The following is a 22554-nucleotide window of genomic DNA, read 5'->3' as shown; positions in this document are numbered from 1 at the left end:
TCTTAGGGGGCGATCCCTGCCATCAGCGTGCGGGCGAGGGAGCGCGCGAAGGTGTCGAGGTCCTGCGGGGGGCGGCCGTCGCCGGTCATCTCCCAGGCGAAGGCGCGCTGGACGCAGGCGCCCAGGAGCAGGGAGGCGGCGGTCAGCGGGTCGGCGGTGGGGCCGACGCGGCCGTGCTGCTGTTCGGCGCGGAGGTAGGCGGCGAGGCCCTCGATCGGGCGGTGGGGGCCTACGCCGAGTTGGCGCATGACGTCGTCGTGGCGGCGCTTGAGGCTGGGTTCGGCGTAGAGCGAGGCGGCGATCGGGAAGGTCTGCTCGTAGAAGAGCGCGGCCTGGCGGGCGATCTCGGTGAGGTTCTCCTCGACGCCCCGGCCTCCGGGGTCGGTGACGAGGGTGCCGAGGAGTCCGCCGAGCTGGGGCAGCCGCTCGTTGAGGACGGTCACGAACAGGTCTTCCTTGCTCGGGAAGTACTTGTAGAGCGCCGCTTCGGAGCAGCCCGCCTCCTTGGCGATCTCCTTCGTCGTGGTGCGGGCCAGGCCTGCGGTGCGCATGAGGCTGTGGGCGGCGTCGATGATCCGGACGCGGGTCGGCTTCGGGTCCATGCAGGCTCCAACGACACTTGACGGGTGAGTGAGTACTCACCCACTCTAAGGGTAAGTGAACACTCACCCACCCTTTCACCCCCCTGCGAGGTGGACCATGAAGCTCACCGTTTTCGGCGCGACCGGCGGAGTCGGCCAGGAGATCGTCCGGCAGGCCCTCGACGCCGGCCACGACGTCACGGCCGTCGTCCGTGACCCGGCTCGGCTCACCGTCACCGGCGACCGCCTGGAGGTCTTCCGCGCCGACCTCTCCGACCCCGGCGCGCTGCGCGGAGCGGTCGTCGGCAAGGACGCCGTGCTCTCGGGCCTCGGCGCCCGCAGCCGCGCGGACGCCGGGATCGCCGCGAAGCTCACGCGCTCGGTCCTGGCCGCGATGGACGCGGAGGGCGTCCGGCGGCTCCTCGTGGTCAGCGCCGCCCCGCTCGGTCCCGTCCCGGACGGTCAGGCCGTCGTGGACAAGGCCGTGCTCGCGATCATCAACTCGGTCCTGAAGGACGTGTACGACGACCTGCGCGTGATGGAGGCCGAGGTGGCGGCGAGCGCCACGGAGTGGACGTCCGTACGCCCGCCCAAGCTGACGAACAAGCCCGTCACCGGCCGCTACCGCACGGTCGTCGGCGGCACCCCGCCGCGGGGCCGCTCCCTCGCCCGCGCCGACGTCGCCCACGCCATGCTGGCGATGATCGACGACCGGGCGACGGTCCGGCAGGGCGTCGGAGTGGCGTACTGACGCCGGGAGACCCGCGGAAGGCGCGGGTCAGAGGCTGACGCCGACCGTCACCGGCTCGTTGACGAGCGTGACCCCGAAGGCGTCCCGCACACCGGCGACGACCTCGCGGGCGAGCGCGAGGAGGTCCTCGGTGGTGGCCTCGCCCCGGTTGGTGAGCGCGAGGGTGTGCTTGGTGGAGATACGGGCGGGGCCGGAGCCGTATCCCTTGGTGAAGCCGGCCTTGTCGATCAGCCAGGCGGCCGAGGTCTTGACCTGGCCGTCCTCGCCCGTCGGGTAGGCGGGCGCGGCCACGTCCGCGCCGAGCCGCTCGGCGACGCGCGTGAGGAAGGTCTCGTACTCCTCAGCGCTCAGGATCGGGTTGGTGAAGAAGGAGCCGGCGGACCAGGTGTCGTGGTCGGCCGGGTCCAGGACCATGCCCTTCCCGGCACGCAGGTTCAGGACCGTCTCGCGCGCCCGCGCGAGCGGCACCCGGTCCCCCGCCTCGACCCCGAGGGCGCGGGCGGTCTCCGCGTACCTGATCGGCGCGGAGAGCCCGTCCGCGTCCTCCAGCTCGAAGCGCACGCGCAGCACGATGTAGCGCTCCGGGTCGGCCTTGAAGCGGCTGTGGCGGTACGAGAAGGCGCACTCGGCGTTGGTGAGGCTGACGGTCTCTTCGGCCCGGCGGTCGTACGCGACGACCTCGGTGATCGTCGCCGAGACGTCCTGCCCGTACGCGCCCACGTTCTGGATGGGGGTCGCGCCCGCCGATCCGGGGATCCCGGCCAGGCACTCGATCCCGGCGAGCCCGGCCTCGACGGTGCGCGCGACGGCGTCCGTCCAGACCTCGCCGGCGGCCAGCTCCAGCTCCGTACCATCGAGCGTGAAGCCGGTGGTGGCGATGCGCAGGGCGGTTCCGTCGAAGCCCTTGTCGCCGATGACCAGGTTGGATCCGCCGCCGATGACCAGCAGCGGGGTACCCGCGCGGTCGGCCTCCCGGACGGCGGCGATCACCTCGTCGTCGGTGACGGCCGTGACGAGCCGCGCGGCGGGGCCACCGAGTCGGAAGGTGGTCAGGGGGGCGAGGGGGGCGTCGTGGAGTTCCTGCACGGGCACAAGAGTACGGGCCGCGCGCTTCCGCAGGGGAAACGCGGAAGGCCCCGCCGCTGTGACGGGGCCGTCCACGAAGGGTGGGATCACGCCGGGACCGCGTCCCGCCGCTCGGGCGTCGTGGCCCCGGACACCTCTGCGTCCGAGGCGTCCGCCTTCGCCGCCTCCCGCGCCTGCCGGCGGCGCGACGGGGCGAGGACGGCCGCCACCGGAAGCGGCGGCCGCCCTCGATCCGCTACGCGAGCCTGACCACGGCCCGGGACATGCCCAGGACCTTCTGGCCGGCCGACATCGCGGTGAGGTCCACCCGGACCAGACCGTCGTCCAGCTTCGCCGCGACCTTGGCGCTGACCTCGATCAGGGCGCCCTCGTCGTCGTTCGGGACGACCACGGGCTTGGTGAAGCGGACGCCGTACTCGACGACGGCGGCCGGGTCGCCGGCCCAGTCGGTGACGACGCGGGCGGCCTCGGCCATGGTGAACATGCCGTGCGCGATGACGTCCGGCAGGCCCACCTCGCGGGCGAACTTCTCGTTCCAGTGGATCGGGTTGAAGTCCCCGGAGGCGCCGGCGTACCGCACCAGCGTGGCGCGCGTCACCGGGAAGGTGGCGGCGGGCAGCTCGGTGCCGACCTCGACCTCGTCGTAAGCGATCTTCGCGGTCATGGCTCAGGCCTCCTCGGGCGCGCGGGACACGAGCTTGGTCCAGGCGGTCACGACGTGCTCGCCGGTCGCGTCGTGCACCTCGCCGCGGATGTCCAGGATGTCGTTGCCCGCCATCGACTTGATCGCCTCGATGGTCGTGGTGACCGAGAGCCGGTCGCCCGCCCGCACCGGCCGGGTGTAGACGAACTTCTGGTCGCCGTGCACGACCCGGCTGTAGTCCAGGCCCAGCTGCGGGTCCTCGACGACCTGGCCGGCCGCCTTGAACGTGATCGCGAACACGAAGGTCGGCGGGGCGATCACATCGGGGTGGCCGAGGGCCTTCGCCGCTTCCTGGTCGACGTAGGCCGGATTCGCGTCGCCGATCGCCTCGGCGAACTCGCGGATCTTTTCGCGGCCGACCTCGTAGGGCGCGGTGGGCGGATACGTCCGACCCACGAAGGACTGGTCGAGCGCCATGGACTCGATACCTCCTGGATTTGTTGCCGACAAACGACACGAGGCCGCCCCCTGGCGGGGACGGCCTCGTGAACGAGCCTGATTAGCGCGTCTCGCGGTGCGCCGTGTGCGAGTTGCAGCGAGGGCAGTGCTTCTTCATCTCCATGCGATCCGGGTTGTTACGCCGGTTCTTCTTGGTGATGTAGTTCCGCTCCTTGCACTCCACGCAGGCCAGCGTGATCTTCGGGCGGACGTCGGTGGCAGCCACGTGAGTGCTCCTTGACGGACGGATGGACGGATGAACGCATAAAAGAGTAGCCGATCGAAGGACCGACCCCACAATCGGCTACCGTGTGTAGCGGTGACCGGACTTGAACCGGTGACACAGCGATTATGAGCCGCTTGCTCTACCGACTGAGCTACACCGCTTTGATGATCCGGTTCCCGCCCGAAGGCGGGTTCCTTCTCACCAGAGCCCCAATACGGAATCGAACCGTAGACCTTCTCCTTACCATGGAGACGCTCTACCGACTGAGCTATTGGGGCGAGCGATGAAGACATTACACGGTCCTCCGCCGATCGCCCAAATCCGTTTCGGAGCCCTCGCCGACGGCCACGCGCGCGCGTCCGCCACGCCCGTCCCGTACGCCACACGTGGCCTCATCAGTACGACTATTGCCCACCTCCTCGAAGGGCGGCCGGACCGCCCCTAGGCTCGGCCCCACGCTGCGTGATCTTGATCTTGAGCTGAACCTGACCGTGAGCTCGAGGAGCCTTGAGGAGGCCGATGTCAGCCGACAGCAAGCAGCCCCAGCCGCCCGACGACCGGTCCGCTGCCACCGCCGACTCCACCTCGCTCCTGCTCTCCAACGCCCGCCTCACCGACGGGCGGACCGTCGACGTCCGGCTCGTCGGCGGGCGGATCGAGGCCGTCGGCACGGCGGGCAGCCTCACGGCCGTCGGCGCCCGCGTCGACCTCGCCGGCTATCTGCTGCTGCCCGCCCCCGCGGAGGCGCACGCCCACGCCGACACCGCGCTCAGCGCCGACTTCCCGGGCCCCGTCTCGTACGCCCCCGACGAGGTGCAGCGGCGGGCCACCGAGGCCGCGCTGCTCCAGCTCGGGCACGGCGCGACCGCGCAGCGCGCGCACGTGCGGATCGGCGACGTCCATGGCCTCGGCCCGCTGGAGGCCGTGCTCCAGGCCCGGCGTTCGCTGCGCGGCCTGGTGGACCTGACGACGGTCGCGGTGCCCCGGCTGCTGACCGGCACGGCGGGCGCGGACGGGCTCGCGATGCTGCGGGACGCCGTGAAGATGGGCGCGAGCGTGGTGGGCGGCTGCCCCGACCTCGATCCGGACCCGGCGGGGTACGTGGAGGCGGTCCTGGAGGTGGCGGCGGAGCAGGGCTGCCCGGTCGACCTCCACACCGACTCCGACGACCCGGCGCGGCTCGCCCGGTTCGCGGCCATGGCGGGCGGGCTGCGGCCCGGGGTGACGATCGGCCCGTGCGCGGGGCTCTCCCGGCTGCCCTCGGACGCGGCGCGCCGGGCGGCGGACCAGCTGGCGGCGGCCGGCGTGACGGTGGTCTGCCTGCCGCAGGGCGGCTGCGAGGCGACCGAGCGGCGCGGTGCGGCGCCGGTGCGGCTGCTGCGGTCGGCGGGCGTGCGGGTCGCGGCCGGCGGAGGGGCGCTGCGGGACGTCTCCAACCCTGTGGGGCGCGGGGATCCGCTGGAGGCGGCGTACCTGCTGGCGTCGCTGGGCGGGATGCCGGTCGAGGACGCGTACGGAGCGGTGAGCGCGGCGGCGCGTACGGCGCTGGGTCTCGCGGAGGTACGGGTCGAGGCCGGGTTCCCCGCCGAGCTGCTCGCGGTGCGCGGGGAGCGCCTCGCGGGCGTGCTGTCCCTCGCGTACAGCCGGATCGTCGTGCACCGGGGGCGGGTGGTGGCCCGGACGAGCGCGGTGCGTGAGTACTGCGACTCGGCGGCGGCGCTCGATCTGCCGCGCCAGGCACGGCCGGAACGTCCGGATCCGGGAAGCCCTCCGGCTGGTCCCGTCGTACGGTCGTGAGTATGCGCATTGTCATCGCTGGTGGACACGGTCAGATCGCCCTGCGTCTGGAGCGGCTGCTCTCGGCGGCGGGGCACGAGCCCGCGGGGCTCATCAGAGACCCGGGCCAGGCCGACGACCTGAGGGCGGCCGGCGCGGAACCGATCGTCCTGGACCTGGAGACGGCCACGACGGAGATGGTCGCGGCGGTCCTGCAGGGCGCGGACGCGGCGGTCTTCGCGGCGGGCGCGGGCCCGGGCAGCGGCGTGGACCGCAAGGACACGGTGGACCGTGCGGCGGCGGTCCTCTTCGCCGAGGCGGCGGAACGGGCGGGCGTACGGCGCTACCTCGTCGTCTCCTCCATGGGCGCCGACTCCGCCCACCAGGGCGACGAGGTCTTCGACGCCTACCTGCGCGCGAAGGGCGCGGCGGACGACGACGTACGGGCGCGCAAGGGCCTGGACTGGACGATCCTGCGCCCCGGCATGCTGACGAACGACGCGGGCACGGGCCTGGTCCGCCTGGAGGCCTCGACGGGCCGTGGCCCCATTCCCCGCGACGACGTGGCGGCGGTCCTGGCCGAACTCCTGGACACGCCGGCGACAGCGGGCCTGACTCTGGAACTGATCGCGGGCTCCGTCCCGGTGACGGTCGCGGTCAAGGACGTGGCGGGCAACTGACCCACGGGAAAAGGCCCCCGCACAACGAAGAAGGTCCCCGGTGCGAACACCGGGGACCTTCTCTATCGCGTGGCGGCGCCAGGATTCGAACCTGGGTAGGCTAAGCCGACGGATTTACAGTCCGCTCCCATTGGCCACTCGGGCACACCGCCATGGGATGTCGCTGCTCGGAGCCGCTTTTCGGCGGTGCTCCGGGGCAACGACGTAAACGATACCTGATCCCCAGGGGTGCTTCGCCACCGGATTGATCAGCGGATCGGGGGTGATCGGATGACTAGGCTTGCCCCGTACGCCAACGCAACCGCAACGCATTCGACGCAAGGAGCCACACGTCATGGCCGACTCCAGTTTCGACATCGTCTCCAAGGTCGAGCGGCAGGAGGTCGACAACGCCCTCAACCAGGCCGCGAAGGAGATCTCGCAGCGCTACGACTTCAAGGGCACCGACGCCTCGATCTCCTGGTCGGGCGAGAAGATCCTGATGCAGGCGAACGGCGAGGAGCGCGTGAAGGCGATCCTCGACATCTTCGAGACCAAGCTGATCAAGCGCGGGATCTCGCTGAAGTCGCTGGACGCCGGCGAGCCGCAGCTGTCCGGCAAGGAGTACAAGATCTTCGCGACGATCGAGGAGGGCATCTCCCAGGAGAACGCCAAGAAGGTCTCCAAGGTCATCCGCGACGAGGGCCCCAAGGGCGTCAAGGCGCAGGTCCAGGGTGACGAGCTGCGGGTCAGCTCGAAGAGCCGGGACGACCTGCAGGCCGTGCAGGCGCTGCTCAAGGGCAAGGACTTCGACTTCGCGATCCAGTTCGTGAACTACCGCTGATCACCACGTCCGAAAACCGCCAGCCTGGAGCCGGCGGGCCTCGCACACTGGACGAGAAGTGAGCGCGAGGAGAGGAACCGCCATGACGGTGTACGCGTACGTCGAAGGGCCCCTGGGACGGATGCTGCTCGTCGGGCGGCAGGGCGGCGGCGAGGAGGCCGGTCCGGTCGAGCTCGTCTCGCTGTCGCTGCCCGGGCAGAAGGGCGGTGCCGCCGTCGAGGACGGGTGGCGGCACGTGCCCGAGGCCTTCGAGCAGATCGCGGGCCAGCTGGGCGAGTACTTCGCCGGGCGGCGCGAGCGGTTCGACATCCCGTTCGCGGACGGCGGTACGGAGTTCCAGCGGCGCGTGTGGCGGGCCCTGGAGGAGATCCCCTACGGGGCCACCGTCTCGTACGGGGACATCGCCCGGAAGGTCGGCTCCGTCGGCGCCGGTGTGCGCGCCGTCGGTACCGCGATCGGGCGCAATCCGCTGCTCGTCGTGCGCCCCTGCCATCGGGTGATCGGCGCGGACGGGAGTCTGCGCGGGTACGCCGCCGGCGTGGAGCGCAAGGAGCGGCTGCTCGGGCTCGAAGGAGCCAAGGTGGCCTGATGGACGGGCTGTTTCCGCGCGAGCGGACCGTTGTCGCCCCCGGCGCCGTGCACGTGCCCGGATGGCTCTCCCTCGACCGGCAGCGGGAGTTGGTGGACGCCTGCCGGGAGTGGGGGCGCGGGCCCGTGACGTACCGTCACACCGTGCTGCCGGGCGGCGGGGTGATGTCGGTGCGGACGCTCTGCCTGGGGCGGCGCTGGGTTCCGTACCGGTATCTCGACACCGTCGACGTCGCGTTGCCGAAGTGGCTCGGCGAGTTGGGCCGGGCCGGGGTGCGTGAGGCCTACGGGGAGGAGCTTCCCTTCTCCCCCGACACCGCCCTCGTGAACTTCTACGACGCCGGCGCCACGATGGGCCTGCACCAGGACAAGGACGAGCGGGCCGGGGCGCCGGTGGTGTCGCTGAGCCTCGGGGACCGTTGCGTGTTCCGGTTCGGGAACACCGAGAGCCGGGGGAAGCCGTATACGGACGTCGAGTTGGCGTCCGGCGATCTCTTCGTCTTCGGCGGGCCGTCGCGCTTCGCGTACCACGGCGTGCCCAAGGTTCTTGCCGGGACGGCCGATCCGGCGCTGGGGCTCGTCGGACGGCTGAACATCACGCTGCGCGAGACGGGTATCGAGCGCGAGCGCGAATGGTCCCGGACATGACGTTCAGGTCCGGGGGGCCGCGGGTGCCGGGAGCGGTTGCGGCGGGTCCGTCGGCGCACCCGTAGTGTGCCGTGCATGACACACGAATTGCGTCGCTCCCTCGGCGTCTTCGACGCCGTCGTCATCGGCCTTGGCTCGATGGTGGGCGCCGGGATCTTCGTCGCGCTCGGCCCGGCGGCCGGGGCGGCGGGGGCGGGGTTGCTGCCGGCGCTCGGGCTCGCCGGGTTCGTCGCGTACTGCAACGCGATGGCCTCGGCCCGGCTGGCCGCGCGCTACCCGGCCTCGGGCGGCACGTATGTGTACGGTCGCGAACGCCTCGGGCCGTTCTTCGGCTACCTCGCGGGCTGGGCGTTCGTCGTCGGCAAGACGGCCTCGTGCGCGGCGATGGCGCTCACGGTCGGGGCGTACGTGTGGCCGGAGCAGGCACACGCGGTGGCGGTCGCGACCGTGGTGGCCCTGACGGCCGTGAACTACGGCGGGGTGCAGAAGTCCGCCCTGCTGACGCGGGTGGTCGTGGCGCTGGTGCTCGCCGTCCTGGCGGCGGTGGTAGTGGCCGTGTTCGGTTCCGGGGAGGCCGACTTCGGGCGGCTCGCGTTCGACGCCGAGGTGACGGCGGGCGGGGTGCTGCAGGCGGCGGGGCTGCTCTTCTTCGCGTTCGCGGGGTACGCGCGGATCGCCACGCTCGGCGAGGAGGTACGCGACCCGGCCCGGACGATCCCGCGGGCCGTGCCGCTCGCCCTCGGCATCGCCCTGGCCGTGTACGTGGCGGTGGCGGTGGGCGTCCTGGCCGTCCTCGGGCCCCAGGCCCTCGCGGCCTCCCCCGCGCCGCTGGCCGACGCGGCCCGGGCGGCGGGCGCGGGGTGGCTGGTTCCCGTCGTCGCCGTGGGCGCGACGGTCGCCGCGCTGGGCGCGCTGCTCTCACTGATCCTCGGGGTGTCCCGTACGACGCTGGCGATGGCCCGGGACGGCCACCTGCCGACGGCGCTCGCCGCTGTGCACCCCCGCTTCCAGGTGCCGCACCGGGCGGAACTCGCGGTGGGCGCGGTGGTGGCCGTGGTCGCCGCGACGGCGGACGTGCGGGGCGCGATCGGCTTCTCGTCCTTCGGCGTCCTCGTCTACTACGCCATCGCGAACGCCTCCGCCTGGACGCTGGGACGCTCGCACCGCCCGCTCGCCGCGCTCGGCCTGGCCGGGTGCGGGGCGCTGGCGTTCGCGCTGCCCCCGGGCGCGGTCCTGGCGGGACTCGGCGTCCTCGCGGCCGGCACGGTCGCCTACGCGGTCAGCCGGGGACGACGCGAACACCACCGGCCCTGAGGGAGCCCCTCAGGAGGTCGCGTACGGGAAGGCGGCCTCGTCCGTGCGGACGATCTCCTTGCCCAGGGGGAGCAGGGAGACTGGGATCAGCTTGAAGTTCGCGATGCCCAGCGGGATGCCGATGATCGTGACGCAGAGGACGATGCCCGTCGTGATGTGGCCCAGCGCGAGCCACCAGCCGGCGAGGATGAGCCAGAGCACGTTGCCCACGCAGGACGGCGCGCCCGCGTCGCGGCGGTCCACGACCGTGTGGCCGAAGGGCCAGAGGGCGTAGACGCCGATCCGGAAGGCGGCGAGCCCGAAGGGGATTCCGATGATCGTGATGCACAGCAGGACGCCCGCCAGCATGTAGCCGAGGAACATCCAGAAGCCGCACAGGATCAGCCAGATGATGTTCAGAATTGTCTTCACGGGCGGTGACCTGCCATCTGCTCGAGTCGGGCGATGCGCTCCGCCATCGGCGGGTGCGTCGAGAACATCTTCGAGACGCCTTTGCCCGCGCCGAAGGGGTTCGCAATCATCATGTGGCTCGCGGTCTCGATCTTCGGCTCCGGCGGCAGCGGGAGCTGCTTCGTACCCGCGTCGAGCTTGCGCAAGGCGCTGGCCAGGGCCAGCGGGTCGCCGGTGAGCTGGGCGCCCGAGGCATCCGCCTCGTACTCCCGGGACCGGCTGATCGCGAGCTGGATGACCGAGGCGGCGACCGGGCCAAGGATCATGATCAGAAGCATACCGAGCAGCCCCGGGCCGTCGTCGTCGCTGGAGCGGCCGACCGGGATCAGCCAGGCGAAGTTGACCAGGAACATGATCACGGAGGCGAGCGCCCCGGCGACCGAGGAGATCAGGATGTCCCGGTTGTAGACATGGCTGAGCTCATGGCCGATGACCCCGCGCAGCTCGCGCTCGTCCAGGATCGCGAGGATCCCCTCCGTGCAGCACACGGCCGCGTTGCGCGGGTTCCGGCCGGTCGCGAAGGCGTTGGGCGCCTGGGTGGGCGAGATGTAGAGCCGGGGCATCGGCTGGCGGGCCTGGGTGGAGAGGTCGCGCACCATCCTGTACAGGGCGGGGGCCTCGAACTCGCTCACCGGGCGCGCGCGCATGGCCCGCAGGGCCAGCTTGTCGCTGTTCCAGTAGGCGTACGCATTGGTGCCGAGCGCCACGACGAGCGCGACGATCAGCCCCGTACGTCCGAAGAAGCTGCCGATGACGATGATGAGGGCCGAGAGCCCTCCGAGGAGGACGGCGGTCCTCAGCCCGTTGTGCCGGCGGTGCACGGTACGCCCTCCAAGTGGTGCGGCAGGGGAACCCTTTGCTCGGTGGTGGCCCACCTCGTCCAGTGGACCCTTCCGTACTGGTCAACGCCAGGCGGAAGGCTCCGGTTCCCTTGCCCCCACGGGGGCCGGTGTGAGCCGTACGGGTGAGGCCCGAGGATCCGTACGCTCCGTACGGCGCGTCAGCTCGGGGTTCGGCGGCTCTCCTGGGGGGTCAGAACAGGCTGAGCGCCGCGAAGCGGAGGGCGAGCTGCGGGTAGCCCGACAGCACGACGCCGACGACGGCCGCCAGCCCGATCGCCAGGGTGATCGGGGCGGGCACGCGCGCGTGAGCCCGCTCCCCCACCGGCTCGCGGAACAGCAGTGCTGTCCACCGCAGGTAGTAGTAGAGGCCGATCACGACGTTCACGCCCATGATCACGGCCAGCCAGCCGAGGCCGGCGTCGACGGCCGCCGAGAAGACGGTGACCTTGGCGAAGAGGCCGATGACACCGGGGGGCAGACCCGCCAGGTTGAGCAGGAAGAAGCCCATGGTGAGCGCCAGGAGCGGGCTGGCCGCGTAGAGACCGCGGTAGTCGGCGATCCGGTTCTCGGGGTGCGTACGGGCGACCAGGGCGGCGACGGCGAAGGCGCCGAGGTTCACGACGGCGTACATCAGGGCGTACGCGAGGGTGGCGCCCACCTGGTCGTCGCTGGAGTACGCGGCGGCGGCGATCGGGACCAGGAGGTAGCCGGCCTGGGCGACGGAGGACCAGGCGAGCAGCCGGACCGCGCTCCACGCGCGCGTGGAGACCTGGCGCAGCGCGGCCACGTTGCCGACGGTCATGGTGAGCGCGGCGAGCACGGCGAGCGCCGGCCCCCAGATGTCGGCGTACGCGGGGAACGCGACGACCGTCACCAGGATGAGGCCGGTGAAGCCGACGGCCTTGCCGACCACCGAGAGGTAGCCGGCGACGGGCAGCGGGGCGCCGATGTAGGTGTCGGGAACCCAGAAGTGGAAGGGGACGGCGGCCGTCTTGAAGGCGAAGCCGACGAGCGTGAGCGCCACGCCCACCTGGGCGAGGGTCTCCAGCTGCGCGGGGACGTCGTCGAGTCCCTGGGCGACCTCGGTGAGGTGGAGGGTGCCGGTCGCGGCGTACACGAAGCTCACGCCGAGCAGCGTCACGGCGGTCGCCGTGACGGAGGAGAGGAAGAACTTCAGCGCCGCCTCGCTGGACTGCCGGTCGCCCCGGCGCATGCCGACCAGGGCGAAGGCGGGCAGGGAGGCCACTTCGAGGGCGACGACGAGGGTGGCGAGGTCGCGGGAGGCGGGCAGCAGGGCCGCGCCGGCGGCCGAGGAGAGGAGCAGGAACCAGTACTCCCCCGCCGGCAGCTTGTCGCGGGTGTCCGAGAGCGACAGCAGGGCCGTGAGCAGGGCGCCGCCGAACACCAGGAACTGGATCACCAGGGTGAACTGGTCGACGGTGTAGCTGCAGGCGGCGGTCGCGGCGGGTTCGGTGGTGAGGCAGAAGGTCGAACGGTCGCCCGCGCGCAGCGGGACGAGCAGGGCGATCGAGGCGACGAGTCCGGCGATCGCGGTCCAGCCCAGGAGCTGCTTGTGGCGCTCGGGGAGGAAGAGGTCCGCGACGAGGACGGCGAGGGCGACCACCGCGGCGAGGGTGGGCGGCGCGATCGCGAGCCAGTCGACGGACTGGACGAGGGTCGTGGGGATCACGAGTTTCCTCCCGCGAGGAGCGCTTGCACGGCCGGGTCGGTGAGGCCGAGGAGAACCGCGGGCCACAGTCCGGCGAGGACGGTGAGGGCGACGAGCGGGGTCCAGGCGGCGAACTCGTACCCCTGGACGTCGGCGATCGTGCTCTCCCCGCTCGGCCGGGGGCCGCCCATGCAGACGCGGCGGACGACGAGCAGGAGGTACGCGGCGGTGAGGAGGGTGCCGATGCCGCCCATCACCATGAACGTGAGGAAGGCGGGGCGGCTGAGGCCCTCGGCCGGTTCGAAGGCGCCGAACAGGGCGAGCATCTCGCCCCAGAAACCGGCCAGGCCGGGCAGGCCGAGGGAGGCGACGGCGGCGAAGGCGAGCAGCCCGCCCAGGCGCGGGGCGCGGCCGTAGAGGGCGGCGCCGGTGGCGCCGGCGAGGGTGTCGAGGTCGGCGGTGCCGTACCGGTCCTTGACCGCGCCGACCAGGAAGAACAGCAGGCCGGTGATGAGGCCGTGGGCGATGTTGGCGAAGAGCGCGCCGTTGACACCGGTGGGGGTCATGGTCGCGATGCCGAGGAGCACGAAGCCCATGTGGCCGACGGAGGAGTACGCGATGAGCCGCTTGAGGTCGCCGTTGATGCCGGGGCGGGTCAGGGCGAGGCAGGCGAGGGAGCCGTAGATGATGCCGACGGCGGCGAAGGCCGCGAGGTAGGGGGCGAGGATCCGCATGCCGTCGGGGGTGATCGGCAGGAGGATGCGGACGAACCCGTACGTACCCATCTTCAGCAGGACGCCCGCGAGGAGGACCGAGCCGACCGTGGGGGCGGCGGTGTGGGCGTCGGGGAGCCAGCTGTGCAGCGGCCACATCGGGGTCTTCACCGCGAGCCCGACGCCGATCGCGAGAACGACCATGACCTGCATGGACGTGGAGAGTCCACGGCCGTTGTCAGTGCCGAGTGCCACCATGTCGAACGTGCCTGCCTTCAGTCCCACGAGGAGCAGGCCGAGCAGCATGACGACCGAGCCGAGCAGCGTGAAGAGGATGAACTTCCAGGCGGCGGCCTGCCTGCCCGCACCGCCCCAGCGGGCGATCAGGAAGTACATCGGGATGAGGACCATCTCGAAGGCCAGGAAGAACAGGACCAGGTCGAGGACGGCGAAGGTGGCGAGGGTGCCGGACTCGAGGACGAGGAGGAGTGCCACGAAGCCCTTGGGGGAAGGGCCGCTCGGCATCTTGAAGTAGCTGTGAAGCGCGCAGAGGAAGGTCAGCAGCGCGGTCATGACCAGGAGGGGGAGGGAGATGCCGTCGACACCGAGGTGGAGGCGCACGTCGAGTGCGGGGATCCACTTGATGTCCGTGCTCGCCTGGATCCTCGACGGCTGGTCGTGGTCGAAGCCGAGGGTGAGCACGATCGCGGCGAGGAGGACGGCGCCGGTGACGATCACGCCGTGGCGGAGCACGGCCTGGTCGGGCGACTTCCCCTTCAGCCCGGGCGGGGCGGGCAGGAGAGCGGCGACGGCACCGAGGAGCGGGCCGGCGACGATCAACGCAAGAAGGAACTGCATCACGGATTCGCTGATATCGATCACGTCTCACGCTCCGGCGGCGACGAGTACGGCGGCGATCGCCAGGACGACGGAGCCGGCGAGCAGGGCGCTCAGATAGGTCTGCACGTTGCCGGTCTGGGCGCGGCGGACGAGCCAGCCGAGCCATTGGGTGCCGGTGCCCGCGCCGCGTACGTAGGTGTCGACGACCTCGCGGTCCAGGAAGCGGACCAGCGTGGCGGCGGCCAGGACGGGGCGGACGAACACGGCGGCGTAGAGGGCGTCCAGGTGGAAGCCGGCGGCCGCGGGGCGGTGCAGGGGGCCGAGCAGTGCGCGACCGGGATCGGTCGGGTCCTCGGCGGGGTGCGGCAGGTGCAGGGCCTCGGCCTCGACCTGGCCCGCTTCGGCGTCGGGGTGGGCGACCTGCGCCGGTACGGCCTCCCGGGCGGGGACCTTGGCGGCGAGGGTGCGCCGGACGGCGTACGTGACGGCCGCGCCGATCACGGCGATGCCGGTGCCGAGGACGGCAGTGGTGACGGTCGGGGTAAGGGCGTGGCCGTCGAACCAGTCGTCCAGGTACGTGACGGTCAGACCGAAGCCGAGGGAGGGGACGGCCAGCACCCAGAGGACCGTGGTCATGGCGAGCGGCTGGCGACCGTGGTCCGGGGCCTCGGCGCCGCGGCCGTGGAAGGCGAGGAGCCAGAGGCGCGTCGCGTAGGCGGCGGTGAGGAGGGCGGTGAGCAGGCCCGCGACGAGGACGGTCCAGCCGGCCCCGGCGGGGGCGACGGTCCGGTCGCCGAGGGCGGTGTGTTCGGCGGCCACGAGGACGGCTTCCTTGGAGAAGAAGCCGGCGAACGGGGGCAGGGCGGCGAGCGCGAGGAGGGCGACGGTCATCGTCCAGTACGCGTCGGGGATCCGCTTCGTCAGGCCGCTCATCCGGGACATGGCCGAGAGCGAGTTCGTACCGGCGGCGTGGATGACGGCGCCGGCGGCGAGGAAGAGGAGGGCCTTGAAGGCGCCGTGCGCGAGGAGGTGGAAGACGGCGGCGCCCCGGTCGCCGACGGCCAGGGCACCGGCCATGTAGCCGAGCTGGCCGATGGTCGAGTAGGCGAGGACGCGCTTGATGTCGTCCTGGGCCAGCGCGGCGAGCGCCGAGCCGACCATCGTCAGGGCGGCCATCACGGCGAGCACGGTCATCGCGGCGGCGGACGAGGCGAAGACGGGCAGGAGGCGGGCGACGAAGTAGATACCGGCGGCGACCATCGTCGCCGCGTGGATGAGCGCGGAGACGGGGGTGGGGCCGGCCATCGCGTCGGGGAGCCAGGTGTGCAGCGGGAACTGCGCGGACTTGCCCGCCACGCCGGCGAGGAGCAGCAGCGCGATGAGCGTGGGGTGGTCCAGGCCGCCCGTGGCGACGGCGCCGAGGATGCCGTCGATCCGGAACGTGCCCGCGTCGGCGGCGAGCGCGAACAGACCGAACAGGAAGGGGACGTCGCCGAGCTTGGTGACCAGGAAGGCCTTGAGGGAGGCGGCCCGCGCCTCGGGGGTCTCCCAGTAGTGGCCGACGAGGAAGTACGAGCAGATGCCCATGATCTCCCAGCCGACCAGGAGCACCATCAGGTCGCCGGAGTAGACGACGAGCAGCATCGCGGAGGTGAAGAGGGAGACGAGGGCGGCGTACGAGGGGTAGCGCGGGTCGTCGCGCAGGTAGCCGGTCGAGTAGACCTGCACGCAGGTGGCGACCACGCCGACGAGGACGGCGACGAGGGCGGCGAAGCCGTCGATGTGCAGGGCGAGGTCGATGGGGACCGAGCCGGTGGGGGTGAGCTGGGTGGCGGCCTCGATGGTCTTCCCGCCGCCCTGCCGGGCGGCGACGAGCGCGGCCAGGACGGCGGCGGCGAGCGTCGGCAGGACCGCGAGGGGGCGCACGAAGCCGGGGGCGGTCCGGCCGAGGAGCAGGCCGGCGGCGGCGCCGAGGAAGGGAAGGAGGGGGACGAGGACGGCGAGGGTCGTCGTGGTCACGCGGTGGCCTCGGCCTTCTCGTCGGGCGCGGTGGCCACGGTCTCGGTCGCGGTCTCGGCGGTGTCGCGGAGGCGGTCGACGTCCGAGGTGCCGCGGTTGCGGTAGACCATCAGGACGATCGCGAGACCGATGCCGATCTCGGCCGCGGCGATGGCGATGGTGAAGAGGGTGAGCGCCTGGCCGGCGTGCACGGTGTCGCGGAGCCAGACGTCGAACGCGACGAGGTTGAGGTTGACGGCGTTGAGCATCAGCTCGACGGACATCAGGACCAGGATCGCGTTGCGGCGGGCGAGGACGCCGTAGAGGCCGACGCAGAAGAGCAGGGCGGCGAGGACGGCGGGGTAGGCGAGATGCATCAGTCCCGGGCCTCCTTGGCGTTCTTGCGGGACAGGACGATCGCGCCGACCAGCGCGGCCAGCAGCAGGACCGAGAGCGCCTCGAAGGGCAGCACCCAGTGCCGGAAGAGCATCTCGCCGGTCACCTGGGTGGAGCCCTGGGCCGGTCCGTCCAGGTCGATCCAGGTCGTACGGAAGGCGTCGACGACCACCCAGACGAGGGCGGCGGCCGCGGCGAGGGCGACCGCGAGGGCGACGGGGCGGTTGCCCGAGTCGGCGTCCGGGGAGCGGCCGATGGGGGCCCTGGTGAGCATCAGCCCGAAGAGGAGGAGGACGACGACGGAACCGACGTAGATCAGCACCTGGACCCAGGCGATGAACTCGGCGGTCAGGAGCAGGTACTCCACGGCGAGCCCGCCGAGCGCCACGACGAGCCAGAGCGCGGCGTGCACGAGCTGGCGGGTGGTGACGGTGACGACGGCGGCGCCGAGGGTGACGAGGCCGACGAGGAGGAAGGCGATCTCGACGCCGGAGGGCGAGAGGAAGCCGGGGGTGGCGGCTGCGGCGAGGTTCACGCGTCGCCCTCCTGAGCCTCGGGGGCGGACTCGCCGGCGGCAGCCTCGGCGGCGGCCTGGGCTTCGGCGGCCGCCTGGGCCGCGGCCTTCTCCGCCGCCTTGCGGGCAGCGGCGATCTCCTTGGGCTCCTCGGCACGCGGGTCGAGCGCGGGCGGTTCGGGGACCGTCCACATCCACTCGCGGAGCTTGTCGCGCTCGTGGGTGAGTTCGTGGATGTCGGTCTCGGCGTACTCGAACTCGGGCGACCAGAACAGCGCGTCGAAGGGGCAGACCTCGATGCAGATGCCGCAGTACATGCAGAGGGAGAAGTCGATGGCGAAGCGGTCGAGGACGTTCCGGCTGCGCTCGCGGCCACCGGGGGTGGCGGCCGGGACGGTCTCCTTGTGGGAGTCGATGTAGATGCACCAGTCGGGGCACTCGCGGGCGCAGAGCATGCAGACGGTGCAGTTCTCCTCGAAGAGCCCGATGACACCGCGGGTACGGGGCGGCAGTTCGGGCTGCTTGTCGGGGTACTGCGCGGTGTGCGCGCGCTTCGTCATCGTGCGGAGCGTGACGGCGAGGCCCTTGGCGAGGCCGGTGCCGGGGATCGGAGCCATTAGTTGATCGCCACCTTCACGATGCCGGTGAGCGCGATCTGCGCGAGGGCGAGCGGGACGAGGGTCGTCCAGGCGAGCTTCTGCAGCTGGTCCTCGCGGAGCCGGGGGTAGCTGACGCGCAGCCAGATGACGACGAAGGCGAGGATCGCGGTCTTGAGGAGGGTCCAGACCCAGCCGAGGCCGTCGGCGCCGAAGGGGCCGTGCCAGCCGCCGAGGAAGAGGACGGTGGTGAGGCCGCAGAGGACGACGATGCCGGCGTACTCGGCGAGCAGGAAGAGCGCGAAGCGCAGGCCGGTGTACTCGGTGTACGCGCCGAAGATGATCTCGGAGTCGGCGACGGGCATGTCGAACGGGGGCCGCTGGAGCTCCGCGAGTCCCGCCACGAAGAAAACGAGGGCGCCGACGATCTGCCAGGGCAGCCACCACCACTCGAAGGCGTTCAGGATGCCGGGGAGGGAGACGGTGCCGGCCGCCATCGCGACGGAGGCGGCGGTGAGGAGCATCGGGAGCTCGTAGGCGAGCAGCTGGGCGGCGGTGCGCAGGCCGCCGAGCAGGGAGAACTTGTTGGCCGAGGCCCAGCCGGCCATCAGGCTGCCGAGGACGCCGACGCCCATGACGGCGAGCACGAAGAAGATGCCGGCGTCCAGGACCTGGCCGACGGCGCCTTCGCTCGGGCCGATGGGGATGGCGACGAGGACGAGGAGGTACGGGAGGAGGGCGACGGCGGGGGCGAGCTGGAAGACGCGGCGGTCGGCGTTGGCCGGGACCACGTCCTCCTTCTGCGCGAACTTGACCCCGTCGGCGACGAGCTGGGCCCACCCGTGGAACCCACCGGCGTACATGGGCCCGAGGCGGCCCTGCATGTGCGCCATGACCTTGTGCTCGGTCTGCCCGACGACGAGGGGCAGCACGAGGAACACGGCGAAGACGACGAGCAGCCGGAGGGCGACGTCAAGTACGTCGTTCACGCGGGATCGCCTCCGGCGGGGTGGGTGGGGTCGGTGTCGGTGGGTGCGGCGGGTTCGGTGGGTGCGGCGGGCTCGGTGGCTTCCGGGACAGCGGGACCGGCGCCGGTTCGCCTCTCGGCATCCGCCTCGGGAGCGGGGGCCGCCTGCGGCGTGGGTTCGGCCTCGGGGGCCGGAGTCGTCTCCGGGGCCGGAGCCGCCTGCGGCGTGGGTTCGGCCTCGGGAGCCGGCGCGGCCCCCTCGTCGAACGCCGGCTTGGCGTGGTGCCAGGGGGCGTCCGAGCTCCGGGTCCGCGGCGGCGCCGCGGGCGCGACGGGCGTGCCCGCCTGGCTGGCGGAGCCGTCCGCCGCCGAGCGGCTGCGCCGCGGCGGGCGGGCCGGGGCAGAGGCATCCGGACCGCTGTCGGTTTCGGCCCCGGGCGTCTGAGTGGCGGAGCCAGTAGCCCCCGGGCCCTGGTTCGCGGTGGCATCGCCCGCGTCGGCGGGCGTGTCCGCCTGGCTGGCAGAGCCGTCCGCCGCCGAGCGGCTGCGCCGCGGCGGGCGGGGCGGTTCGGTCGGCGGGGTGTCGGCGTCCGCCGGGGAGGGGGTCTCGCTTGTCTGGCTCGCCGAGCCCGCCGCGGCCGTGCGGGCACGGCGGGGCGTGGTCGGGGGCGGGGTGCCCGGTTCGGGGGTGGCCTCCGCGGCCGTGCGGGCACGGCGGGGCGGCCGGTCCGCGGCGGCACCGGCCGCGCCTGCGGCACCCGCGCCCGCCGCGCCCGCGCGGGGCGTGCGGGCCGGGCGGGTGGGGGCCGGGGGGAGTTGGCCCTTCATCGGGCCCCAGTCGTTGGGGTCGGGGACGCCCGGGGGCAGCATCTGGCGGCGCTTCGGGCCGCCGTGGTCCGACTCCCCCGGCTCCTTCGCGCCCGGCCACGCCTTCGCGACGCGCGCCGCGAGGACGAAGTCCTTGCGCAGCGGGTGGCCCTCGAAGTTCTCCGGCAGGAGCAGGGGCACGAGGTTCGGATGGTCCGTGAACGCGACGCCGAACATCTCGTGCGTCTCCCGCTCGTGCCACTCCGCGCCCGCGTAGACCGGCACCGCCGTCGCGAGCACCGGGGACTCGTGGGGCACGGTCGTGCGCAGCAGCAGGCGGCGGACCGCGCCGCCCTCGAGCGCGACGACGTGCGCGCACACCCGGAAGCCGACACCCGGCTCGTCCACTGCGCTCAGCCAGTCGAAGTACGTGCAGCCCAGCTTGTCCCGCGCGATCTCCAGCGCGGCGATCCACGAGCCGACCGGGACGTCCACCGTCAGCAGGTCGTACGCCCGCTCCGCCGTCGCCTCCTCGCCGAAGACCTCGGTCACGGCGTCGGGAAGACCGTCGTACGCGTTCACTCGCCCTCACCGCCCGGCTTCGGCGCCTCCACGAGTCCGCTGGTCAGCTGGCCGACCGACGGGCCCGAGTAGCGTGCCGCCAGCGACTCCCGCGCGATCTTCTCCTGGAGCTTGAGGATGCCCTGGAGCAGCGCCTCCGGGCGCGGGGGGCAGCCCGGGACGTACACGTCGACGGGGATGATCTGGTCGACGCCCTTGGTGACCGAGTACGAGTCCCAGTACGGCCCGCCGCAGTTCGAGCAGGCGCCGAAGGAGATGACGTACTTGGGCTCGGGCATCTGCTCGTACAGCCGCTTCACGGCCGGCGCCATCTTGTCCGTCACCGTGCCGGAGACGATCATCAGGTCGGCCTGGCGCGGCCCCGGCGCGAACGGGATCACGCCGAGCCGGATGAAGTCGTGGCGGGCCATCGACGCGGCGATGAACTCGATCGCACAGCAGGCGAGGCCGAAGTTGAAGACCCAGAGGCTGTAGCGGCGGCCCCAGTTCAGGACCACCTTCATCGGCTCGGGTGCCAGGCGCGCCAGCGGCCCGAGGGTCGGGGTGGGCAGCGGGGTCGGGGTCACGTCCATGTCAGGACGCCCTTCTTGTACGCGTAGAGCAGGCCCACGGCCAGGAAGCCGAGGAAGATGAACATCTCGACCAGCGTCGTCGCGCCGTACCCGGGCGCGGCGAACACGGTCGCCCAGGGGAAGAGGAAGATCGAGTCGACGGCGAAGATCACGTACAGGAAGGCGTACACGTAGTAGCGGACCTGGGTGTGGGCCCAGCCCTCGCCCACGGGGTCGACACCGCACTCGTACGTCAGAAGCTTCTCCGGCGTCGGGACGACCGGCCGCAGCAGCCGGCCCGCGCCGAACGCCACGGCGACGAAGAGCACGCCGATGACGGCGAGCAGTCCGACGACGGAGTACGACTCGAAGTAGTCCGCCGCGAGTCCGATGCCCGCCCGCACGGTCGGATCCGGCACGTCCACCCCTCGCTTCCTGCCCGTTTCGACGTTCTGTACGCACGGGAGTCTAGGCCCTGCTAAAGATCCCGTAAGCGGTGTGTCACGGACTGAACGGTGGGGATATCCCTACTCCCCTTCACCTACGAACCCCATGGCGTCCCGAGCCGCCCGACCGGCACGCTTGGGTCATGAGCGTCGACACCGAGACCCCGCTGCCGCCCGTCCGCCTCGCCTACGGCCGGCACACCTGGAAGGAGATCTCCTTCCTGCTCACCAATCTGCTGACCGCCCTGGCCGGTTTCGTGTACACGGTGGTGGCGGTCGCGGTCGGCGTGGGCCTTGCCGTCACGGTGATCGGCCTGCCGCTGCTCGCCCTCGGCCTCGCCGGGGCGCGCGGGATCGGCCGGTCCGAGCGGGCGAGGGCGCGGGCACTGCTCGGCGTACGGGTGGAGGAGCCCAGCCCGCTCCCCCGTCGGCACGGTTTCTTCAACTGGCTGTGGACGGCGCTGAAGGACCCGGTGGGGTGGCGGACGATGCTGTACGGCTTCATCCGGCTGCCCTGGGGCATCGTGACGTTCACCGTCACCCTCGTCTCGCTGATCGTGCTGTGGCCGCTGCTGCCGTTCGTGGCGCGCGGTCTGTCCACGGCCGACCGGGCCATGGTGCGCGGTCTGCTGTCGCCCTCGGACGAGCTGGAGCGGCGGATCGCCGAGCTGGAGTCGGACCGGGGGGTGGTCGTGGACACCGCGGCCGCCGATCTGCGCCGTATCGAGCGCGATCTGCACGACGGCGCGCAGGCGCGGCTCGTCGCCCTCGCGATGGGCCTCGGCCTGGCGAAGGAGAAGCTGCTGGAGGACCCGGAGGCGGCGGCCGCGATGGTCGACGAGGCCCATGGGGAGGTGAAGCTCGCGCTCCAGGAGCTGCGGGACCTCGCGCGGGGCATCCACCCGGCGGTCCTGACGGACCGGGGCCTGGACGCCGCGCTCTCGTCGATCGCGGCGCGCTGCACCGTCCCGGTGAAGGTGACGGTCGACCTGACCGAGCGGCCCGCCGAGGCGATCGAGGGCATCGCCTACTTCACCGTCTCCGAGCTGCTCCAGAACGTGTCCAAGCACGCCCGGGCCCGGTCCGCCTCCGTGGACGTCTGGCGGCGCGACGACCGGCTGCTGCTCCAGGTGCAGGACGACGGGCGCGGTGGCGCCCGCCTCGACGGCGGCACGGGAATGTCGGGGCTCGCGGAGCGGCTGGGCGCGGTGGACGGGCTCTTCGTCCTCGACTCGCCGGAGGGCGGCCCGACGACGATCACGGCGGAACTGCCGTGGCGGGGGCGGCCCGTGGTGGCGTAGCGCGGCGGAGACGTGATGCGGCCCGGGCGGCGACGGTGTTCCGTCGCCACCCGGGCCGCCGCGCTGTCGGTGGCCTGCCGTGCCGCGCTGCCGCCAGGCTGCCGTGCCGCGCTCTCGCCGGCCTGCGGTAGTCCCTTGCCGCAGGGCCGCGGTGCCGCGCCGTCACCCGACCGCGGTGCCGCGTCACCCGCCCGCCCGCGGTAGGGAAAACCCCCGGAACGAGAGGCCGACCTCCCTCATGGTCTCGGGCGCGGCCGCGCGGAAACCT

The 22554-nt window shown here is 72.4% G+C and carries 25 protein-coding genes and 3 tRNA genes; 8 read left to right on the top strand and 20 right to left on the bottom strand.

Annotation, left to right across the window (positions count from 1 at the left end):
* Positions 1-2: 2 nt before the first annotated feature.
* The gene (locus ACWF79_RS04230) at positions 3-602 is read right to left on the bottom strand and encodes a TetR/AcrR family transcriptional regulator (RefSeq protein WP_453726497.1); all 600 of its coding nucleotides are present in this window, start codon (positions 600-602) and stop codon (positions 3-5) included.
* Positions 603-699: 97 nt separating this feature from the next.
* Here ACWF79_RS04230 and ACWF79_RS04225 point away from each other — a divergent pair, with 97 nt between their 5' ends.
* Complete coding sequence (locus tag ACWF79_RS04225) at positions 700-1332, top strand: NAD(P)-dependent oxidoreductase (RefSeq protein WP_453726496.1); 633 nt, start codon at positions 700-702, stop codon at positions 1330-1332.
* Positions 1333-1359: 27 nt separating this feature from the next.
* Here the strand turns inward: ACWF79_RS04225 and ACWF79_RS04220 are convergent, their stop codons facing one another.
* The 6 genes from ACWF79_RS04220 to ACWF79_RS04195 all read right to left on the bottom strand — a co-directional run bounded on the left by ACWF79_RS04220 (position 1360) and on the right by ACWF79_RS04195 (position 4063).
* The gene (locus ACWF79_RS04220; RefSeq protein WP_453726597.1) at positions 1360-2451 is read right to left on the bottom strand and encodes a UDP-N-acetylmuramate dehydrogenase; all 1092 of its coding nucleotides are present in this window, start codon (positions 2449-2451) and stop codon (positions 1360-1362) included.
* Between the two features lie 202 nt (positions 2452-2653).
* Complete coding sequence (locus ACWF79_RS04215) at positions 2654-3082, bottom strand: MaoC family dehydratase (RefSeq protein ID WP_453726495.1); 429 nt, start codon at positions 3080-3082, stop codon at positions 2654-2656.
* A gap of 3 nt (positions 3083-3085) precedes the next feature.
* Positions 3086-3538: an FAS1-like dehydratase domain-containing protein gene (locus ACWF79_RS04210; protein WP_453726494.1), complete on the bottom strand. Its 453-nt coding sequence runs from the start codon at positions 3536-3538 to the stop codon at positions 3086-3088.
* 82 nt (positions 3539-3620) lie between these two features.
* Complete coding sequence (gene rpmG / locus ACWF79_RS04205) at positions 3621-3785, bottom strand: 50S ribosomal protein L33 (RefSeq protein WP_007265873.1); 165 nt, start codon at positions 3783-3785, stop codon at positions 3621-3623.
* 88 nt (positions 3786-3873) lie between these two features.
* A tRNA-Met gene (locus ACWF79_RS04200) sits at positions 3874-3946 on the bottom strand.
* Positions 3947-3990: 44 nt separating this feature from the next.
* Positions 3991-4063 (bottom strand) — tRNA-Thr (locus ACWF79_RS04195).
* Between the two features lie 241 nt (positions 4064-4304).
* On the opposite strand from ACWF79_RS04195, the gene ACWF79_RS04190 reads away from it, so the two are divergent.
* Together ACWF79_RS04190 and ACWF79_RS04185 are read left to right on the top strand one after the other, a co-directional pair.
* Entirely contained in the window at positions 4305-5582 is a 1278-nt protein-coding gene (locus ACWF79_RS04190; RefSeq protein ID WP_453726493.1) for an amidohydrolase family protein, read from the top strand.
* 2 nt (positions 5583-5584) lie between these two features.
* Entirely contained in the window at positions 5585-6241 is a 657-nt protein-coding gene (locus ACWF79_RS04185; RefSeq protein ID WP_453726492.1) for an NAD(P)H-binding protein, read from the top strand.
* Between the two features lie 70 nt (positions 6242-6311).
* Here ACWF79_RS04185 and ACWF79_RS04180 read toward each other — a convergent pair.
* A tRNA-Tyr gene (locus ACWF79_RS04180) sits at positions 6312-6393 on the bottom strand.
* Between the two features lie 182 nt (positions 6394-6575).
* On the opposite strand from ACWF79_RS04180, the gene ACWF79_RS04175 reads away from it, so the two are divergent.
* The 4 genes from ACWF79_RS04175 to ACWF79_RS04160 all read left to right on the top strand — a co-directional run bounded on the left by ACWF79_RS04175 (position 6576) and on the right by ACWF79_RS04160 (position 9614).
* The gene (locus ACWF79_RS04175; protein ID WP_389169189.1) at positions 6576-7064 is read left to right on the top strand and encodes a YajQ family cyclic di-GMP-binding protein; all 489 of its coding nucleotides are present in this window, start codon (positions 6576-6578) and stop codon (positions 7062-7064) included.
* Positions 7065-7146: 82 nt separating this feature from the next.
* Entirely contained in the window at positions 7147-7653 is a 507-nt protein-coding gene (locus ACWF79_RS04170) for a methylated-DNA--[protein]-cysteine S-methyltransferase (protein ID WP_453726491.1), read from the top strand.
* Positions 7653-8300 carry an alpha-ketoglutarate-dependent dioxygenase AlkB family protein gene (locus ACWF79_RS04165; RefSeq protein ID WP_453726490.1) on the top strand — a complete coding sequence of 216 codons (648 nt, stop codon included), beginning with the start codon at positions 7653-7655 and terminating at the stop codon, positions 8298-8300. The genes ACWF79_RS04170 and ACWF79_RS04165 overlap by 1 nt, the downstream gene beginning before the upstream one ends.
* A 75-nt stretch (positions 8301-8375) precedes the next feature.
* Positions 8376-9614: an APC family permease gene (locus tag ACWF79_RS04160; protein WP_453726489.1), complete on the top strand. Its 1239-nt coding sequence runs from the start codon at positions 8376-8378 to the stop codon at positions 9612-9614.
* Between the two features lie 9 nt (positions 9615-9623).
* Here ACWF79_RS04160 and ACWF79_RS04155 read toward each other — a convergent pair whose 3' ends face one another.
* The 12 genes from ACWF79_RS04155 to ACWF79_RS04100 form a co-directional block, all read right to left on the bottom strand.
* Entirely contained in the window at positions 9624-10025 is a 402-nt protein-coding gene (locus ACWF79_RS04155; protein WP_453726488.1) for a YccF domain-containing protein, read from the bottom strand.
* A complete protein-coding gene (htpX, locus tag ACWF79_RS04150) occupies positions 10022-10885 on the bottom strand; it encodes a zinc metalloprotease HtpX (protein ID WP_453726487.1) in 864 nt (287 codons plus the stop codon). The genes ACWF79_RS04155 and htpX overlap by 4 nt, the downstream gene beginning before the upstream one ends.
* Positions 10886-11096: 211 nt before the next feature.
* Complete coding sequence (locus ACWF79_RS04145; RefSeq protein WP_453726596.1) at positions 11097-12593, bottom strand: NADH-quinone oxidoreductase subunit N; 1497 nt, start codon at positions 12591-12593, stop codon at positions 11097-11099.
* Entirely contained in the window at positions 12593-14146 is a 1554-nt protein-coding gene (locus tag ACWF79_RS04140; RefSeq protein ID WP_453726595.1) for a complex I subunit 4 family protein, read from the bottom strand. Before ACWF79_RS04140 ends, ACWF79_RS04145 begins: the two co-directional genes overlap by 1 nt.
* A 27-nt stretch (positions 14147-14173) precedes the next feature.
* On the bottom strand, positions 14174-16147 hold the full coding sequence (locus ACWF79_RS04135; protein WP_453726486.1) for an NADH-quinone oxidoreductase subunit 5 family protein: 1974 nt from the start codon (positions 16145-16147) through the stop codon (positions 14174-14176).
* Positions 16144-16503: an NADH-quinone oxidoreductase subunit NuoK gene (gene nuoK / locus ACWF79_RS04130; protein ID WP_453726485.1), complete on the bottom strand. Its 360-nt coding sequence runs from the start codon at positions 16501-16503 to the stop codon at positions 16144-16146. The genes ACWF79_RS04135 and nuoK overlap by 4 nt, the downstream gene beginning before the upstream one ends.
* Positions 16503-17057: an NADH-quinone oxidoreductase subunit J family protein gene (locus ACWF79_RS04125; protein WP_453726484.1), complete on the bottom strand. Its 555-nt coding sequence runs from the start codon at positions 17055-17057 to the stop codon at positions 16503-16505. Before ACWF79_RS04125 ends, nuoK begins: the two co-directional genes overlap by 1 nt.
* Entirely contained in the window at positions 17054-17653 is a 600-nt protein-coding gene (locus ACWF79_RS04120) for a NuoI/complex I 23 kDa subunit family protein (protein WP_453726483.1), read from the bottom strand. The genes ACWF79_RS04125 and ACWF79_RS04120 overlap by 4 nt, the downstream gene beginning before the upstream one ends.
* Entirely contained in the window at positions 17653-18621 is a 969-nt protein-coding gene (locus ACWF79_RS04115; protein ID WP_453726482.1) for a complex I subunit 1/NuoH family protein, read from the bottom strand. Before ACWF79_RS04115 ends, ACWF79_RS04120 begins: the two co-directional genes overlap by 1 nt.
* Positions 18618-19988 (bottom strand): NADH-quinone oxidoreductase subunit C, encoded by a 1371-nt coding sequence (locus ACWF79_RS04110; RefSeq protein WP_453726481.1) that lies wholly within the window; start codon positions 19986-19988, stop codon positions 18618-18620. The genes ACWF79_RS04115 and ACWF79_RS04110 overlap by 4 nt, the downstream gene beginning before the upstream one ends.
* The gene (locus ACWF79_RS04105; protein WP_453726480.1) at positions 19985-20560 is read right to left on the bottom strand and encodes an NADH-quinone oxidoreductase subunit B; all 576 of its coding nucleotides are present in this window, start codon (positions 20558-20560) and stop codon (positions 19985-19987) included. Before ACWF79_RS04105 ends, ACWF79_RS04110 begins: the two co-directional genes overlap by 4 nt.
* A complete protein-coding gene (locus ACWF79_RS04100) occupies positions 20551-20958 on the bottom strand; it encodes an NADH-quinone oxidoreductase subunit A (RefSeq protein ID WP_453726479.1) in 408 nt (135 codons plus the stop codon). The genes ACWF79_RS04105 and ACWF79_RS04100 overlap by 10 nt, the downstream gene beginning before the upstream one ends.
* A gap of 170 nt (positions 20959-21128) precedes the next feature.
* Between ACWF79_RS04100 and ACWF79_RS04095 the strand changes: the two genes are divergently transcribed.
* On the top strand, positions 21129-22286 hold the full coding sequence (locus ACWF79_RS04095) for a sensor histidine kinase (protein WP_453726478.1): 1158 nt from the start codon (positions 21129-21131) through the stop codon (positions 22284-22286).
* Positions 22287-22554 lie beyond the last annotated feature (268 nt).

The sequence above is a fragment of the Streptomyces sp. NPDC054975 genome (assembly GCF_053609105.1).
The sequence above is the reverse complement of the archived record's forward strand: the minus strand, read 5'-3'. Positions and strand labels throughout refer to the sequence as shown.

Excerpts from the sequence above, each read along its gene's own strand:
- ACWF79_RS04185 (WP_453726492.1), top strand. The coding sequence starts at position 5,585 with ATGCGCATTGTCATCGCTGGTGGACACGGTCAGATCGCCCTGCGTCTG.
- ACWF79_RS04105 (WP_453726480.1), bottom strand. The coding sequence starts at position 20,560 with ATGGACGTGACCCCGACCCCGCTGCCCACCCCGACCCTCGGGCCGCTG.
- ACWF79_RS04120 (WP_453726483.1), bottom strand. The coding sequence starts at position 17,653 with ATGGCTCCGATCCCCGGCACCGGCCTCGCCAAGGGCCTCGCCGTCACG.
- ACWF79_RS04210 (WP_453726494.1), bottom strand. The coding sequence starts at position 3,538 with ATGGCGCTCGACCAGTCCTTCGTGGGTCGGACGTATCCGCCCACCGCG.
- ACWF79_RS04175 (WP_389169189.1), top strand. The coding sequence starts at position 6,576 with ATGGCCGACTCCAGTTTCGACATCGTCTCCAAGGTCGAGCGGCAGGAG.
- ACWF79_RS04140 (WP_453726595.1), bottom strand. The coding sequence starts at position 14,146 with ATGCAGTTCCTTCTTGCGTTGATCGTCGCCGGCCCGCTCCTCGGTGCC.
- ACWF79_RS04190 (WP_453726493.1), top strand. The coding sequence starts at position 4,305 with ATGTCAGCCGACAGCAAGCAGCCCCAGCCGCCCGACGACCGGTCCGCT.
- ACWF79_RS04165 (WP_453726490.1), top strand. The coding sequence starts at position 7,653 with ATGGACGGGCTGTTTCCGCGCGAGCGGACCGTTGTCGCCCCCGGCGCC.
- ACWF79_RS04095 (WP_453726478.1), top strand. The coding sequence starts at position 21,129 with ATGAGCGTCGACACCGAGACCCCGCTGCCGCCCGTCCGCCTCGCCTAC.
- ACWF79_RS04170 (WP_453726491.1), top strand. The coding sequence starts at position 7,147 with ATGACGGTGTACGCGTACGTCGAAGGGCCCCTGGGACGGATGCTGCTC.
- ACWF79_RS04225 (WP_453726496.1), top strand. The coding sequence starts at position 700 with ATGAAGCTCACCGTTTTCGGCGCGACCGGCGGAGTCGGCCAGGAGATC.
- ACWF79_RS04215 (WP_453726495.1), bottom strand. The coding sequence starts at position 3,082 with ATGACCGCGAAGATCGCTTACGACGAGGTCGAGGTCGGCACCGAGCTG.
- ACWF79_RS04160 (WP_453726489.1), top strand. The coding sequence starts at position 8,376 with ATGACACACGAATTGCGTCGCTCCCTCGGCGTCTTCGACGCCGTCGTC.
- nuoK (WP_453726485.1), bottom strand. The coding sequence starts at position 16,503 with ATGCATCTCGCCTACCCCGCCGTCCTCGCCGCCCTGCTCTTCTGCGTC.
- ACWF79_RS04230 (WP_453726497.1), bottom strand. The coding sequence starts at position 602 with ATGGACCCGAAGCCGACCCGCGTCCGGATCATCGACGCCGCCCACAGC.